Raw genomic sequence first — 14,837 nt, forward strand, 5'->3', positions numbered from 1 at the left:
TGGCGCGGGTCAACCTGTCACCGGTGGGCGATGGCGTTCCTACGATCACGTCCATTCGGGTCCGGTCAGTGCTGCGGCCGGAGCACCTCGTACAGCGCTGTCCAGTTCCTGGTCCCCAGACCGGCGGCGATCGCGCGGTCGTAGTGTGACTTGACCGCCTTCGGCAGCTCGGGATCGACGCCGGCGGCCTCGCTGGTGCGCAGGATGTGCTCGGCGGTGGCCCCCATCATGAGGGCCGTGCTGAGGTCGCCGGGGTGTTCGCCCGCCGTGAGCTCGCCGGCGAGGGTCGCTCCGTCGCCGACCATCGCCGGGATGTCGGTCAGTGTCCGCAACGCGTCGGGAAGAAACTCTGCCGGGTCGACACCGGCCGAGGCGACGAGCGCGGTGGCGTGCAGCAGGCTGGACAGGCAGGTCAGGAACACGTCGAGGTGCGCCTGGTAGAACAGCTGCGCCAGGCCCGAGTCTTCGCCGAGGTACTTCGGCGTGCCGATCACGCGCAGCGCCGGCTCGTGCCGGTCGTAGGCGTCTCGTGGCCCGCTGTAGTACACGTAGGCGTCCGGGGTGCCGACGACGGGCGCGGGAACCATGACGCCGCCGGTGACGAAGTCCGCGCCGTACCTACTCGCCCAGTCAGCGGCCTCCCGTGAGGCTGTGGGCGTGTCCGAGCTGAGGTTGACGACGGTTCGGCCGGCCAGCGCACCCTCCCGCGCCGCACCGTCGAGGATCGCGTACATCGCCGGGTAGTCGGTGAGGCTGACGACGGTCACCGGACTCGCGGCGACCGCGTCGGCAGGCGTGGTGGCCACTGTGGCGCCGGCGGCGGCGAGCTGGTCCGCGCGGCCGCGCGTTCGGTTCCAGACGGTGAGCGGATGCCCGGCGCGCAGCAGCGCGGCGGACATGGCTCGCCCCATGGGGCCGAGCCCGATGACGGTGACCCGCTGGGGTGGGTCGATGGCATTCATGGGTATCCCTTCGCTCGCGGCGGCCGGGTGGCTGGGCGTCACCAGCGGCGGCACCCGTGGTCGGGGCGTTCGCGCCGCTCGTGTGGGTCAGCGAGCTGCGGTCTCCGACGATCGCAGGCTCTCGTAGATGCGGGCGAACCCCTCCGCGCCTCTGCCCGCGTCGATCTGCCGCCGGATGAGCTGTTGCACCATCGCGACGGCAGCCGGGTCGACCCCTTGCGCGACGCTCGCGTCGATGATGTCGCCGAGGTCGGAGAAGGTCAGACTCTGCTGGCCGGGGACGGTGTAGTCGCCGCCCTCGACGACTTCGGCGTAGCCGTCGAACGCGGCAGTCATCGCGGTCAGCCAGGGTGCGGAGAGCGCGGCGAACCGGCGCGCCGGGATGCCGGCCGGGGCGACCATCGCCGCGCCGTGCAGGAACCCCGCGAACATGACGTACATGCCAGCGAGCAGGGCCAGGTCGACCAGCGAGGCGAGACCAGCGTCCGGCCCCTGGAAGTCGCTCTCGCCCCAGTGGTCGAGCACGTGCCGGTGCCGGTCGAAGGCGTCGCGGGGGCCGCTGAACAGCACCAGCGAGCCGGGGCCGCCGATCATCTCCGGCACTGCCATGATCCCGCCGTCCAGGTAGCGGGCGTTCCGGTCCGCTGACCATCCAGCCAGTTCCCGCGCCTGCTCCGGGGTGGTCGTGGTGACGTTGACGATGGTCCGGCCGGCGAGGTCGGTGGCGACCGGATCAAGGACCTCGTGGACCGAGGCGTGGTCGAGCAGGCACACCACCACCAGTTCGGCCGCCCGTACCGCCTCGGCCGCGGCGCCGACCTCGGTCGCGCCCGCCGCGATGAGGGCGTCGGCGCGGCCCGCGGTGCGGTTCCACACGGTCGTCGGGTGCCCGGCCTTGACGACGGCCGCTGCCAGCGCGCCGCCCATCGCGCCCAGGCCGAGTACGCTGACGCGCTCCGGGTGAATGTGCATGGTGTGCTCCTCGCCGTGCTTGTCCTGGTTCGATCCTTGCCCTGTTCGGTAGCGTGGACCAGTACCGACTTCAGAGTGCGGTACTTACCTTTTCGTAAGTACCAGAGGAGGCTGGCATCCATGGCAACAGTTGACCGTCGCGGCCCGTACATCTGCGGCATCGACGCGGCGATGGACGTCGTCACCGGCAAGTGGAAGTCGCTGATCCTGTGGGAGTTGCACAGTCACGGCACCCGGCGCTTCGCCGAGCTGCGCCGAGGGCTGCCCGGCGTCAGCGAGAAGATGCTGATCCAGCACCTGCGCGAGATGGAGCAGGACGAGCTCGTGCACCGGGAGGTCTACCGTGAGGTGCCACCCAAGGTCGAATACTCGCTGACCGAGCACGGCATCTCACTCAACGCCGCGCTCGAGGCACTCGGCGACTGGGGCGTCGAGCGGATCCGTCGCATCGGTGCCGACACCGTCCACATCGACGCCGCCCGGGACACCACCACCGCGAAGACGCGCTCCGGCAACCGGGCTCCGTCATCCCGGCGTTGAGGCCGCCGCATTCCCAGGAGCAGCGAGAACGGTTGGTGGGCCGGAGGTACCACCATGCGAACCAGGCAGCGGCCGTCGCCGGTGATCCGTTGCCGCTGCGGATGTGCAGGTCAGGAGCGTGGCGCGGCGGCCCTCGATGGCCGCAGCCTCGTCAGCCACACTCATCGACACGACACCTACCGTACTCAATGCCTCGACGCCAACGGGCACGGAGAGCCAGGGGCGTCAGGAGCGGTACACATCCCTTCGATGATCGATGTCCACAACAGTTACGGTGCGGTTGTCGTCGTCGACGCGGTAGATGATCCGGTAGGTGCCTCGTCGGGCGCTCAACCGATCCGACAAAGGCGGCAACAAACGCTTTCCGACCCGGTAGGGCTCTCGCACCAACGGCCCGGTCATGAACTCGTACGCGGCGACAGCGACGGCCTCCGGCGACCGTTCGGCGAGCGCTCGACGGACGGTCGGCGTGGTGCGCAGCGTGTACGGATCTTCTGGCAGCCGGGGGCTCACGCGGCCGAGGCGCGACGGGCGCGAATGGTCTCCGCAAGCTGGTCGGCGGACACCTCTTCACCGCGGGCCAGTTCCGCGTCGGAGTCGGCCAGCCGCCGCAGGGTGCCCGCGTCCCCGAGAACCGCGACGGTTTCCTCCAGGCGCTCCAAGTCCTCCACCGACACCAGCACGGCGGACGGCCGACCATGCACGGTCACGGTCACCCGCTCGTGGTGGTCGTGCACCCGCCCCACCAGCTCAGAGAGCCGAGTCTTCACTTCCCCCAACGGCAAGGTCGTCATGGTCACAAGTATGACCAGAATCCGCTGGGGCGTCCACCGTTCCTCCAGACACCACGTCGATGGATCGCATGGTGAACACACGTCGCCACGAAGCGACAGGTCAGAAAGATGCGTGGGGCGGGCGGGACTCGAACCCGCGACCGAGGGATTATGAGTCCCCTGCTCTAACCGGCTGAGCTACCGCCCCGAAACACCGCGCCGGATCTTATCCCGACCGGTGGATCACGGGCCAGCAGCGATCTGACCCCACCTCATCACCGCCGTCGCCGCTTCAGCAGCACGATGGGCAACGCGAGGATAACAGTGAGCACCCAGCCGACCGCGATGACGCCCCAGAACCAGGCGTCGTCCTCGGAACTCTCCTCGGCGGCGAACATGCCGATGGTGAGTAGCAGGCAGAAGCCGCCCATGAGCAGGGTGCCGATTCCGCTGAGCACCATGACCGGGATCTCCCACCAGGAACGTCTGGAGGGGTCGGCCTCGCTGACGACGGGCTTCGGCTGCGGGATCTGGTCCGGGGTACGGGCCGGCATGGCGATGTGCCGGTCGGCCGGCACCGCGGCGTCGATGGCCGCCAGCGTCGGCGCGGGCACGTCGAGCATTGTCGGCTCGATGTGCAGCACGATGGCGTCCGCGCCGACCATTTGCCGCGCGCCGTCCGGCCAGGCGAGCATGACAGAGCAGTCGTCGTAGCGGACGGTCAGTGGCCCCTCCGGCCGCAGGTACGTCACCCCGTCGGCGCCGACACGGATGCCGCCGGCGCCCTGCTTCGCACGGTACGTGGTGCCGTCGACGGTGTCTGCGGAGTGGGTGGGCGCGGCGACGAAGCCGGCCCAGTCGGCGGAGTGGCCCCCGGGCACCATGAGCAACGCCGACCCCATCACCTCGCCTGCCACCTCGTGCAGGTCGGCGAGGGTCACCGCCTTCAGCTCGGCCCGGTGCTCGTCGATCGTGAGGTTCGGCTGCCCGGTCAGCAGGTTGACGGCGTACGACGGCAGCCGTGCGGCGTCCACCTCCCCGGTGGCCAGGAAGTCCTCGCGCTTCGCGACGGTGGCGTCGAGGTCCGCCTGTTCGATGCGCCCCACCCGCATCTTCGCGAGGACGTCGACGAATCCGCCGAGCACGGCGTCCTGTTTCTCCGCCAGCGCGTCGGCGAGCGCCCGCAGCGTGGCGTACCCGTCGCCGCGCGGCTCGTACCCCGTGGTGGTGGTGTAGGACAGGCCGGCGTCCTGGCGCAGTGACCGGTACAGCTCGCGCTCGAGGACCCCGGCGAAGGTGCTGGCGGCGGCGCTGCGTCGCACCACCGAGTCGAGCACGACGGCGCGGGCGCCGCTGACGAAGTACGCCGGGGTCCGTGGCAGCGCCGACGAGGCCGCCGGTACGGGTTGCCGGACCCCACCGGGCAGGGCGAGCCGCAGCCCGGCGGGCACGCGGGAACCGGCGATCCACAGCACGGCGTTCTCCCGGGTGAACCAGCGGGCGGTCCACTCCCGCAGGTCGTCGGCGGTGAGCCCGCCCAGGCCCCACTCGGGGTAGCTGCTCAGGCCGAAGTCGCGGGAGCCGTAGCGCCACAGCGGGATGTCGTCGACGGCGGCGGAGCCCCGGCTGCTCCATTCGGTGCGCAGGATCTCCTTCTCGACGTCCAGCCGCCCGACCGGCAGGTCGGAGAGGTGCCCGCAGACGGCGGTGAGGAAGGCCGCGATGTCCGCCTCGGAGCCCTGCGTGTGGAAGGTGGTGAACACCGGGGCGGTCGCGCCGTTGACGTGGTAGTCGGTGAGACCGAGCGGCGCGAGCGCGAGGTGTTCGATGAGGTGGGTGATGCCGGCTCGGGCAAGGGTCTCGTCGGCGGTGCCGACCCGGAAGGTCAACCCGGCGTGCATCGGCCCGCCGGTGGGGGCGAGCAGCGTGGGCACCCCGTCCACGTCCAGGTGCTGGATCATGACTGGCCACCCTTCGCGTACGCCTTGTCGCGGTACTTCGTGAAACCCTCGGCGTCGTCGACGTAGGCCCAGGGCAGTGAGGTGCCACGGTTGCCGAGCGCCCGGAACTGGCTGGCGGCGGCCGACCACTGCTCGGTGAGGCTGAACATCAGCGCGAACGACGAGCGGACCCAGACCCACCCGGGCCGGTCGACGAAGTCCGGGTGCAGCACTGATCGCTGCCCGGCGCGCATGATCTCGTTCACCACCGCTTCGCTGCGCAGGTAGGCCGACTGCTCCCGTGCGGTGTCGAAGTCGAGCCAGCGTTCCAGATGCGCCTCCGCGACGACGACGGCGTTCAGCGACCCGTCGGGCGCGGCGTCCGCGCACTCACGGGCGAAGCCGAACGCCCGGTCCCAGTTCCCGCTCCACTTCGGGCAGAACTGCTGGAGCAGGCTCGCCTGGGCGGGGGCATGGTGCGGGTGGTGCTGGGCGAGCCGGTCGTAGCGGCGGCGGGCCTCGTTCTGGCCCAGTTGTAGGCCGCGGGCGAGGGTGATCCGCTGGGTCCACGCTGCCGCGTCGTCCGGGTGGCGTGCGGTGACGTCGATGAGAACCTGCTCGGCGCGGCGCAGGTGGTCGTGGAACTGGTCGAACTGCGACCGACTGACGTGCTCCGCTCGGGCGCCGCTACGGATCCGCCAACCCGCGCAGATGAGGTGCGTGCCGAGCAGGGTGCCCGCGAGCTGGTCGGTGGGGTCCTCGTCGTGGACGCGGCGCAGGAACGCGTCGGTGGTGCAGTGGTCGCCGGCCTCCCGGACGAGCAGGGTACGGCCGTCGTGGTCACGGTCGGCGAACAGTGCGCGGACAGCGGGCCAGTCGGCCGCGTCGAGCGCCTTCCGGAGGTCGTTGACCTCGGGGTACGCGGCACCGGCGTCGAAGGTGGGTGCCGGTAGAGGGGCGGGCATGGCGGCGATCATAGGTGATCAACTACGCCGCCGATGTCCCGTTTACCGGCCCGTCCGCAGCCCGTTCACGTCGCGCGCAGCTCGTCCAGCACCGCCCCGGCGGCCCGCCAGCCGCTGGTCAGAGCGCCCTGGATCGATGGGCTGTCCCGGTGGTCACCGGCCACGAACAGGCCCTTCCCCAGCGCGACGGGCTTGCGCAGCCGACCCTGCGGCGGCGGCGCGGCGGGCAGCGCCTGCGGTACGGCGACGGTGGTGAGGTGGGTCCAGTCGGCGGTGGACCGGCCGTACAGCCGGGTCAACTCGGCCCGGATGGTCGGCTCGGGTGGGGCGGTCGGGCCGACCACCGAGGTGGCCACGAGGTGCCGGCCGGCCGGGGCGTAGGTCGGTGCCGCGTTGCTGAGCACCACCGTGTTCGCCACGATCTCCCGCCGCTCGCCGTCGACGAGCAGGATGGGCTCGCTCAGCGGCGGCTCGGGAGCGCTGTGGTAGTAGGTGGTGTAGCTGTGCATCCGTACCGTCGTCAGGGCCGGTAGCAGCGCGGACGCGGCGGGTGGGTCGACGGCGACCACGACGGCCCGGCAGCGGATCTCGCCGGCCTGGGTGCGGACCCGGCCGGGGACGACCTCGGCGACCGGGGTGTCCAGGTCGAGCAGGTCGGCGGGGAGCGGGTCGGCGATGGCCCGGGGCAGCGCGGCCATGCCCTCGGCGGGCAGGCCGATCCGGCCGCGGGCGAAGGAGCGCAGCACCATCGCGAACACGTGACTGGAGGTGGACAGCTCCCGGTCGATGAAGACGCCGGACAGGAACGGCCGCAGCAGCTCCTCGATGATGGCGTCGGAGAGGCCGGCCCGGCGCAGCGCCGTCTCGGTGGTGGTCTCCGGCGCGGCGAGCAGTCGGGCCGGCGGCAGCGTGGCGCAGCCCGTGGCGAGCGTGGCGAAGCGCAGACGGTCGAGCAGGGTGCCGACCCCGGCGAGCGCGGTGCGGGGGCCGCCGGTCGGCTCGCGCAGCGGGTTGACCAGCCGGAGCAGGTCGTCGCCCTTGCGCACTAGCACCCCGGAGGTGAAGTAGCCGAGCCGCAGCCGGTCGGTGTCGAGCAGCGTGCCGAGCCGGGGGTAGGCGGTGTTGAGCACCTGGAAACCCCTGTCGATGCGGTAGCCGTCGACCACGTCGGTGGCGACCCGGCCGCCGAGCCGGCCGCCGGCCTCCAGCAGCCGCCAGGGCACGCCGGCGCGGTGCAGCCGGCGGGCGGCGGCGAGGCCGGCCAGGCCGCCGCCGACGATGACCACATCGGTTTCAGCCAGCACCGCGCGCCTCCCGCTCACCGTTCGTCCGGGACAACCGGCCCGGCCACCAGATCTTCGGCCCGATGTCGTACGCGAGTGCGGGCACCAGCAACGACCGGACGATGATGGTGTCGATCAGTACCCCGATGGCGACCGCGCTACCCAGCTCGACGAGCACGACGAGGGGCAGCACGGCGAGAGCGGAGAAGGTGGCCGCGAGCACGATGCCGGCGGAGGTGATCACCCCGCCGGTGACGGCGAGGCCGGCGAGCACACCGGCGCGGGTGCCCCGCCGGACCGACTCCTCGCGTACCCGGCTCATCAGGAAGATGTTGTAGTCGATCCCGAGCGCGACCAGGAAGACGAAGGCGAACAGCGGGAACGAGGAGTCCACGCCGGGAAAGTCGAAGACGTGCCGGAACAGCAGCGCGCACAGCCCGAGGGTCGCGGCGAAGCTGAGCAGCACCGTGGCGATCAGCAGCAGCGGGGCGAGCAGGGCCCGCAGCAGCAGGGCGAGGATCACCAGGATGACCAGCAGCACCACCGGGATGATGACGTTCTGGTCGCGCTTCGCGGCGTCCGAGGTGTCCACGTTGATCGCGGTGAAGCCGCCGACCACGGCGTCCGCGCCGGGCACCCGGTGGACGGCGACCCGCAGCTCGCGGATGGTCCGCTCGGCGCCGTCGCTGTCCGGCGGGTCGGTCAGCGTCGCCTCCAGTTGCACCCGCCCGTCGACGACCTTCGGCGCGGCGCCGGGGTCGGGTGGGCCGGCCTGCGGGCCGGCGGTGAGCGGGCGGACGTCGGCGACGCCGGGCACGTCCTGCGCCACCTGGGCGACCTGCCGGGCGGCCCGCTCGGTGGTGAAGATGCTGGCCGGGCTTCCGGTGCCTCCCGGGTAGTGCCGGGCGATCACCTCCTGCCCGTCCACCGAGTCGGTGCGCTGGGTGAACAGGTCGGACTGGCCGAGGGTGGTGGCGCCGAGCTGGGTGAGGCCGAGCGTGAGCACCGCCAGCACCACGGCGGTGCTCAACCAGATCGGCCGGGCGTGCCGGGCCACGAAGCCGGCCACCCGGCTCCAGATGCCGTGCTCGACCCGGGGGTCGGCCTGGTCGGCCCGGGGCCTGCGGGGCCAGAACGCCCACCGGCCGCCGAGCACCAGCAGCGCGGGCAGGAAGGTGAGCATGACCAGCAGGGTGGCGGCGATGCCGATGGCCGCGACCGGACCCAGCGCCCGGTTCGAGTTGAGGCTGGACAGCAGCAGGCAGAGGAGGCTGACGATGACCGTGCCGCCGGAGGCGATGATGGCCGGCGCGGCACCCTTCCAGGCGGCGCGCATCGCGTCCCAGGGCCGGCCGTGCCGGTGCAACTCCTCCCGGTAGCGGGCGATGAGCAGCAGCGCGTAGTCGGTGCCGGCGCCGAAGACCAGCACGGTGAGGATGCCCTGGGCCTGCCCGTTGAGCTTGAGCACGTCGGCGTCCGCGAGCAGGTAGACGAAGACCGCGGCGAGGGCGTACGACATCCCGGCGGCGAGCAGCGGAAAGATCCAGAGCACCGGGCTGCGGTAGACGACCAACAGGATGATCAGCACCACGACCAGGGTGACCAGCAGCAGCGGCCCGTCGATGGCGGAGAACACCTCGATCAGGTCGGCCAGCAGCCCGGCCGGTCCGGCGACGTCCACGCTCAGCCCGTCCCGGTCACCGCCGGCGCTGTCGCGCAGGTCTTCGACGACACGGCCGATCTGCTCGCCCTCGGCGTCGTCCACCGGCACGATGACCTGGACCGCCTGACCGTCCTCGCTCGGGATGGGCGGGGGCAGCGGGGTGACCACTCCGGGGATCTGGGCGAACCGGGCGGCGTCGGCGCGTACCCGTTGCCGGTCGGCGTCGGTGATCCCGGTGGGCCGCTCGTAGACGACGAGGGCCGGGATGGTCTGCCGGTCGACGAAGTCGTCGGCCAGATCCTGGGCCCGGGTCGCCTCCGCGTCGGTGGGCAGGAAGGCGGCATTGTCGTTGGTGGCGACCTCGCTGAGCCGCCCCGAGTACGGACCGGCGACGGCGCCGACCACCAGCCAGGCCAGCACGATCGCCACCGCGATCAGCGTGACCCGGCCGCCTCGTCCGGACATCCGCACTCACCCCATGGATCGACGCGTGAGTCGACGTGGCGGAAGCCTCGGTCGACAGCGACCATCCTGCCGGGCACACGAGCGCCAAGCGGTCCAAACCTCGCATTCTGCCCCGTGCCCCGTGCCCCGTGCCCCGTGCCCCGTGCCCCGTGCCCCGTGCCCCGTGCCCGAGATTGTGCTCGAACCAGGAAGTAGTGGCCTCCCGACGCACCGACACCACTACAACAATGTTCGAGCGCGATCTCGGGCGCCCGAAACCAACCGGTGCGTGTTGGGCACGGAAAACGCCCGCCGGCATGCGGGCCGACGGGCGCGGGATGGAGAAGCTCCCCCGATTGGACTCGAACCAATAACCTGCCGGTTAACAGCCGGCTGCTCTGCCAATTGAGCTACAGGGGACCGTGCACCGCGCGACACCGGATCTCCCCGACGCCGTGCGACGGGACAAGAGTACAGGACATTCCCCGGTGGTGGTCCAGCGGGTTCCGCCCCGACTCGCGAAGATCAAGAAGCGCAGGTCACCGGCGGGACGTATCGACAATCGGTGTAAATCGCCATCCCGGCACAAGCATGCTTGAGCGGGGAGCAGGATGGGTAGTTAGCTGCGGACAGAGGACGCAGGCGCGAACAGGTCGCCTTCCGACGGGGCAACCCGCCGGGGTGACGGCGCGTCAGGTACGGAAGGAGCCGCCATGCGCGGAAAGATCATGTTTCTTGGCGGGCTGGCTGCGGGATTCGTCCTGGGCGCCCGTGCCGGCCGGGAGAAGTACGAGGAGCTGGTGGTCCGGGGCCGCAAGGTGCTCGACCACCCGACCGTCCAGGAGGCGGCCGGGGTCGCGCAGGCCCAGGCCAACAAGCTCTACAGCGAGGGTAAGGACAAGCTCGGCCACACCAGGCTGGGCGAGAAGCTGGGCACCGGCAACGGCAGCTCCGGCAAGCAGGAGCTGACCGCCGCCGACGACGCGTTCGCCGGCACGCCCGCCACCGTGGGCGCCAAGGCGGGCAACAGCCCGGTCGGCACGACCTCCGGGTCGCCGTCGTCCACGAACCCCCGCACCAAGCCGTCCGGCACGGGCACGAACGCCAGCACGCTCTGATCCACCGCACCTCGACGGGCCGGTCGCCGCAGGGCGACCGGCCCGTGGTACGTCCGGGGTGCGCTCAGTCCTTGCTGCTGAACGCCGCGTCGAAGGCGGCGCTCGGGGCGTCGAAGGCGAGCCGGCGGACGAACTGCAACGCCTCCGGGGCACCGACCAGGCGGTCCATCCCGGCGTCCTCCCACTCGATCGAGATCGGGCCGTCGTAGCCGATCGCGTTCAGGGCGCGGAAGCAGTCCTCCCAGGGCACGTCGCCGTGCCCGGTGGAGACGAAGTCCCACCCGCGGCGCAGGTCCGCCCAGGGCAGGTGCGAGGCGAGCCGGCCGCGTCGGCCGTCGCCGGTACGCACCTTGGCGTCCTTGCAGTCCACGTGGTAGATCCGGTCGGCGAAGTCGAAGATGAAGTTCACCGGGTCCAGCTCCTGCCAGACGAAGTGCGACGGGTCCCAGTTGAGCCCGAACGCCGGCCGGTTGCCGATCGCCTCCAACGTCCGCTTCGTCGTCCAGTAGTCGTACGCGATCTCGCTCGGGTGCACCTCGTGCGCGAACCGCACCCCCACCTCGTCGAACACGTCGAGGATCGGGTTCCACCGGTCGGCGAAGTCCTGGTAGCCGCGCTCGATCATCGACGGCGGCACCGGCGGGAACATCGCGAGGGTGTGCCAGATCGACGAGCCGGTGAAACCGACGACGGTGTTCACACCAAGCTTCGCCGCCGCCCGCGCGGTGTCCTTGATCTCCTCGGCGGCCCGCTGACGGACGCCCTCGGGCTCCCCGTCACCCCAGATGCGACCGGGCAGGATGTCCTGGTGCCGCTCGTCGATCGGGTGGTCGCAGACCGCCTGACCGACAAGGTGGTTGGAGATCGTGAAGACCTGGAGGTTGTGCTTCGCGAGGGTCTCCTTCTTACGCTCGACGTACGAGTCGTCGGCGAGCGCCTTGTCGACCTCGAAGTGGTCGCCCCAGCAGGCGAGCTCCAGACCGTCGTAGCCCCACTCGGAGGCGAGCCGGCAGACCTCCTCGAACGGAAGGTCGGCCCACTGGCCCGTGAAGAGCGTGATGGGTCGCGCCATTGTCCTTCTCCCCTGTTGTGATGGGGATTCCCTGTGCGGACCGGGGCGAGGGTGACCGGACGTACGCGGCGAGGGACGGCCACCGGTGGGTGTGCTGCACACCTGGGCCCGGCGGGTTGCGCCTCCCACCGGGTCACCGGCCACCGTACGGTCGCCGACCCCACCCTATTTGCGCCGCACCCCATCACGGAAGTCCCAGCGCCGGCCAATCATCCGACCACCTCCTCCGGAGCGGGCAGAACCGCCCGGACGGTGAACCCACCACCGGCGCGTGGCCCGGCGGAGAACGTGCCGCCGAGCCGCTCGGCGCGCCTGCGTACCCCGAGCAGACCTTGACCGGCACCCCGGGTGGGCGCGCGAACGGCGCCCTCGTCGCGGACCTCGATCGTGATGCCGGTGGCGTCGTAGCGCAGGCGGACCGCCACCGGCGCGCCCGGGGCGTGCCGGCACGCGTTGGTCAGCGCCTCCTCGATGACCCGGTACGCCACCAGGTCGACCGGACCGGGCAGCGGCCGGGGCTGACCCGCCATGGTCCACCGCACCGGCTGACCGGCGGCGAAGCCCTCGACCAGCGCGTCGAGACGGTTCAGGCTGGCCGTCGACGTCGACGTGTCGTCGGGCTCCGCCGCCCGGCCCAGCGCGCCGCGCAGTTGGTGACCTCGCGCCAGCAGCATCCCGCGCCACTGCGCGAACCGACCCATGCCCCCCAAACTACGCCCCCACCCACCCCCACCCACCCCCACCCCGCGCCCCCACCCCGCACCCCCACCCCGCCACACGCCCCGCCACACGCCCCGCCACACGCCCCGCCACACGCCCCGCCGATCTTGCACTTTGTGCTGCCGAAATGCCGGTATTGATGGCATTGGTCGCGACAGGAAGTGCAAGATCGACGGGGCGTTGGGGCGGGGGCGTTGGGGCGGGGGCGTTGGGGCGGGGGCGGGGGTGGGGACGGCGTTGGGGCGGGGGCGGGGTGGGGTTAGGGCAGGGTCCACTTCTGGTTGGCGGCGTTGCTGATGCAGCTCCACAGGTGGACCACTGTGCTGTCGGCGGAGTTGTTGCCGGAGACGTCCAGGCACTTGCCCGACGACGGGTTGCGCAGGGTGCCGTCGGACTGCGCAGCCCAGTTCTGGGCGCCGCTGCCGTTGCAGGTCCAGAGCTGGATCTTGGTGCCGTTGGCGGTACCGCTGCCGTTGACGTCCAGGCACTTGCCGAGCGCCCTGATCGTCGGGGTCTGCGTCACGGTCCAGGTCTGCGCCGCGCTGCCGTTGCAGGTGTAGATCTGGACCTGGGTGCCGTCGGCGGTGCCGCCGTTGCGGACGTCCAGGCACTTGCCGGCCAGGCCCTTGATCGGGCCCACCCCGTTCGTGCCGCCGGTGCCCTTGACCAGTGTGAAGTCGTCGACGTCGAAGAGCCCGGTGCCGCTACCGGTGAAGGTGAGGTAGAGGTTCTGGGTGCCGGACGGGACGTTCGACAGCGTGGTGCTCACGTTCGCGTAGGTGTCCCAGCTGCCGGTGTTGGGCACCGCGACAGTGCCGAGCACCGGGCCGGTGGCCGAGCCGGTGCGCACCTGGATGCTGCCGCCCGCGCCGCCCGAGACGACCCGGGTCGTGAACGAGGTGACACCGGTCAGGTTGACGCCGTTGTACGCGGCCCAGTCACCCGGCTCGATGTAGCCGAGCGTCTGCCCACCGTTGGCGCCCGCCTTGGTGAACGCGGAGACACCGTTCGCCGAGCTGAACGCCTCGGCCTGGATCGTGGTGTTGCCGGTCGGCGGGGGCGTGCCGCCCAGCTCCTTGATCCGGATGTTGCGGAACGCGACGTCGTCACCGGTGCCGTGGTTCTGGATGCCGATGTGGCCGGCCAGTGAGCGGACCGGGTTGGTGTTGGTGAAGTCGTTGATCTTCACGCCGTTGAGGAAGACCTGCAACCGCTCACCCTCGACCAACAGCTCGTACGTGTTCCACTCCCCCGGCGCGTTCAGCGCCGCGTCGCGGGCGGCGATGTCGGCGGCCTTGTACGTGTAGACCGCGCCGGTGGTGCGGTCGACCGCGTCGGTGGCGTCGATCTGGACCTCGTAGCCGTTGTCGATCGCCGACTGCGGGCTACTCGACGGCGGGAAGCCGATGAAGATGCCGGAGTTGTCGTCACCGGCCATCTTCCAGTCCAGCTTGAGCGAGTAGTTGGTGAACTGCTTGGCGCTGTACCAGTACAGGCCCATGCCGCCGACCGAGGTCAGCGTGGCGTCGGAGTTGGTGAAGCTGCCCGGACCGGCCTGCGACCACCCGGTCGTCGAGCCGTTGTACAGCGGGGTGTAGCCGGTCTCGGGCCGGCAGTCGGCCTTGCTCCGGCCGGAGGCGTACCGGATGCCGCCGAGCAGGTGGTTGCGGAACGCCGGCTCCGCGTACGACGCCTGGGTGTGCCCGGCGCCGGTGTAGAAGGACCGGCCGCCGTTGTAGCTCTTGCACCAGCTCAGCGGGTGGTCCGCGCCCATCCCGCCACCGGAGTACGACGACTCGTCGAGGGTGGCCAGCACGTGCGCCGTGGACCGGGGGTTGGTCCGGTAGTTGTACCACTCGTCGGTGCGGGTCCAGGTCTGCGGCAGGTGTGCGGTCGCCGCGTGCCCCCGGTCCTCCACCTTGATGGTGGCCTGCTGGATGGCCGGGTGCGAGTTGAACCACGCGCCCACCAGGTTGCCGTAGAACGGCCAGTCGTACTCGGTGTCGGCGGCGGCGTGCACGCCGACGTAGCCGCGCCCGGAGGCGATGTACGACTCGAAGGCGGTCTGCTGGGTGGCGTTGAGCACGTCGCCGGTGGTGTTGAGGAAGACCACCGCCTCGTACTGGTTGAGGTTGCTGGTGGTGAAGGCGGCGGCGTCCTCGGTGGCGGTGACGGTGAAGTTGTTCGCCGCGCCGAGGTCGCGGATGGTCTGGATGCCGACCGGGATCGCGTCGTGCCGGAAACCGGCGGTCTTGGAGAAGACCAGCACGTCGTAGGGGGCGTCGGCGGCGCTGGCCGGGGTGGCGGGTGTCGTACAGGCGAGGACGGCGAGGGCGGCCATGGCCGCACCGAGGACGGGTCGCAGGCGTCTGCGCATATCGCTCT

Annotated in this window: 13 protein-coding genes and 2 tRNA genes; 2 read left to right on the plus strand and 13 right to left on the minus strand. The window is 71.2% G+C overall.

The annotated features are described in order from the left end of the window. Positions 1-65 precede the first annotated feature (65 nt). Positions 66-962, minus strand: a complete 897-nt coding sequence (locus O7634_RS02330; protein ID WP_278148527.1) for an NAD(P)-binding domain-containing protein — start codon at positions 960-962, stop codon at positions 66-68. Between the two features lie 87 nt (positions 963-1,049). Next, positions 1,050-1,934, minus strand: a complete 885-nt coding sequence (locus tag O7634_RS02335; RefSeq protein ID WP_278148528.1) for an NAD(P)-binding domain-containing protein — start codon at positions 1,932-1,934, stop codon at positions 1,050-1,052. Positions 1,935-2,054: 120 nt separating this feature from the next. On the opposite strand from O7634_RS02335, the gene O7634_RS02340 reads away from it, so the two are divergent. Continuing rightward, positions 2,055-2,474 (plus strand): helix-turn-helix domain-containing protein, encoded by a 420-nt coding sequence (locus O7634_RS02340; RefSeq protein ID WP_278148529.1) that lies wholly within the window; start codon positions 2,055-2,057, stop codon positions 2,472-2,474. A gap of 225 nt (positions 2,475-2,699) precedes the next feature. Here the strand turns inward: O7634_RS02340 and O7634_RS02345 are convergent, their stop codons facing one another. The 8 genes from O7634_RS02345 to O7634_RS02380 all read right to left on the minus strand — a co-directional run bounded on the left by O7634_RS02345 (position 2,700) and on the right by O7634_RS02380 (position 9,962). Then, complete coding sequence (locus O7634_RS02345) at positions 2,700-2,987, minus strand: type II toxin-antitoxin system RelE/ParE family toxin (protein WP_278148530.1); 288 nt, start codon at positions 2,985-2,987, stop codon at positions 2,700-2,702. Then, complete coding sequence (locus O7634_RS02350) at positions 2,984-3,268, minus strand: type II toxin-antitoxin system Phd/YefM family antitoxin (RefSeq protein WP_091614758.1); 285 nt, start codon at positions 3,266-3,268, stop codon at positions 2,984-2,986. The genes O7634_RS02345 and O7634_RS02350 overlap by 4 nt, the downstream gene beginning before the upstream one ends. Before the next feature lie 113 nt (positions 3,269-3,381). After that, positions 3,382-3,455, minus strand: a tRNA-Ile gene (locus O7634_RS02355). 67 nt (positions 3,456-3,522) lie between these two features. Continuing rightward, positions 3,523-5,208: an insulinase family protein gene (locus tag O7634_RS02360; RefSeq protein WP_278148531.1), complete on the minus strand. Its 1,686-nt coding sequence runs from the start codon at positions 5,206-5,208 to the stop codon at positions 3,523-3,525. Beyond that, positions 5,205-6,152: a hypothetical protein gene (locus O7634_RS02365; protein WP_278148532.1), complete on the minus strand. Its 948-nt coding sequence runs from the start codon at positions 6,150-6,152 to the stop codon at positions 5,205-5,207. The genes O7634_RS02360 and O7634_RS02365 overlap by 4 nt, the downstream gene beginning before the upstream one ends. Positions 6,153-6,217: 65 nt before the next feature. Next, on the minus strand, positions 6,218-7,456 hold the full coding sequence (locus O7634_RS02370) for an NAD(P)/FAD-dependent oxidoreductase (RefSeq protein ID WP_278148533.1): 1,239 nt from the start codon (positions 7,454-7,456) through the stop codon (positions 6,218-6,220). Continuing rightward, complete coding sequence (locus O7634_RS02375) at positions 7,446-9,563, minus strand: MMPL family transporter (RefSeq protein WP_278148534.1); 2,118 nt, start codon at positions 9,561-9,563, stop codon at positions 7,446-7,448. The genes O7634_RS02370 and O7634_RS02375 overlap by 11 nt, the downstream gene beginning before the upstream one ends. A 326-nt stretch (positions 9,564-9,889) precedes the next feature. Next, a tRNA-Asn gene (locus O7634_RS02380) sits at positions 9,890-9,962 on the minus strand. Positions 9,963-10,255: 293 nt separating this feature from the next. Between O7634_RS02380 and O7634_RS02385 the strand changes: the two genes are divergently transcribed. Then, positions 10,256-10,660, plus strand: coding sequence for a hypothetical protein (locus O7634_RS02385; RefSeq protein ID WP_278148535.1), 405 nt, complete (start codon positions 10,256-10,258; stop codon positions 10,658-10,660). A 64-nt stretch (positions 10,661-10,724) separates the two neighbouring features. On the opposite strand, the gene O7634_RS02390 is transcribed toward O7634_RS02385, so the two are convergent. From O7634_RS02390 to O7634_RS02400, 3 genes are all read right to left on the minus strand, one after another. Continuing rightward, entirely contained in the window at positions 10,725-11,732 is a 1,008-nt protein-coding gene (locus O7634_RS02390; RefSeq protein ID WP_278148536.1) for a sugar phosphate isomerase/epimerase family protein, read from the minus strand. A gap of 209 nt (positions 11,733-11,941) precedes the next feature. Beyond that, a complete protein-coding gene (locus O7634_RS02395) occupies positions 11,942-12,433 on the minus strand; it encodes an ATP-binding protein (protein WP_278148537.1) in 492 nt (163 codons plus the stop codon). A gap of 278 nt (positions 12,434-12,711) precedes the next feature. After that, the gene (locus O7634_RS02400) at positions 12,712-14,829 is read right to left on the minus strand and encodes a ThuA domain-containing protein (RefSeq protein WP_278148538.1); all 2,118 of its coding nucleotides are present in this window, start codon (positions 14,827-14,829) and stop codon (positions 12,712-12,714) included. Positions 14,830-14,837: the final 8 nt, after the last annotated feature.

This window comes from Micromonospora sp. WMMD1120 (assembly GCF_029626235.1).
GTDB lineage: Bacteria > Actinomycetota > Actinomycetes > Mycobacteriales > Micromonosporaceae > Micromonospora.

Excerpts from the sequence above, each read along its gene's own strand:
- O7634_RS02330 (WP_278148527.1), bottom strand. The coding sequence starts at position 962 with ATGAATGCCATCGACCCACCCCAGCGGGTCACCGTCATCGGGCTCGGC.
- O7634_RS02335 (WP_278148528.1), bottom strand. The coding sequence starts at position 1,934 with ATGCACATTCACCCGGAGCGCGTCAGCGTACTCGGCCTGGGCGCGATG.
- O7634_RS02340 (WP_278148529.1), top strand. The coding sequence starts at position 2,055 with ATGGCAACAGTTGACCGTCGCGGCCCGTACATCTGCGGCATCGACGCG.
- O7634_RS02350 (WP_091614758.1), bottom strand. The coding sequence starts at position 3,268 with ATGACGACCTTGCCGTTGGGGGAAGTGAAGACTCGGCTCTCTGAGCTG.
- O7634_RS02360 (WP_278148531.1), bottom strand. The coding sequence starts at position 5,208 with ATGATCCAGCACCTGGACGTGGACGGGGTGCCCACGCTGCTCGCCCCC.
- O7634_RS02365 (WP_278148532.1), bottom strand. The coding sequence starts at position 6,152 with ATGCCCGCCCCTCTACCGGCACCCACCTTCGACGCCGGTGCCGCGTAC.
- O7634_RS02375 (WP_278148534.1), bottom strand. The coding sequence starts at position 9,563 with ATGTCCGGACGAGGCGGCCGGGTCACGCTGATCGCGGTGGCGATCGTG.
- O7634_RS02385 (WP_278148535.1), top strand. The coding sequence starts at position 10,256 with ATGCGCGGAAAGATCATGTTTCTTGGCGGGCTGGCTGCGGGATTCGTC.
- O7634_RS02390 (WP_278148536.1), bottom strand. The coding sequence starts at position 11,732 with ATGGCGCGACCCATCACGCTCTTCACGGGCCAGTGGGCCGACCTTCCG.
- O7634_RS02395 (WP_278148537.1), bottom strand. The coding sequence starts at position 12,433 with ATGGGTCGGTTCGCGCAGTGGCGCGGGATGCTGCTGGCGCGAGGTCAC.
- O7634_RS02400 (WP_278148538.1), bottom strand. The coding sequence starts at position 14,829 with ATGCGCAGACGCCTGCGACCCGTCCTCGGTGCGGCCATGGCCGCCCTC.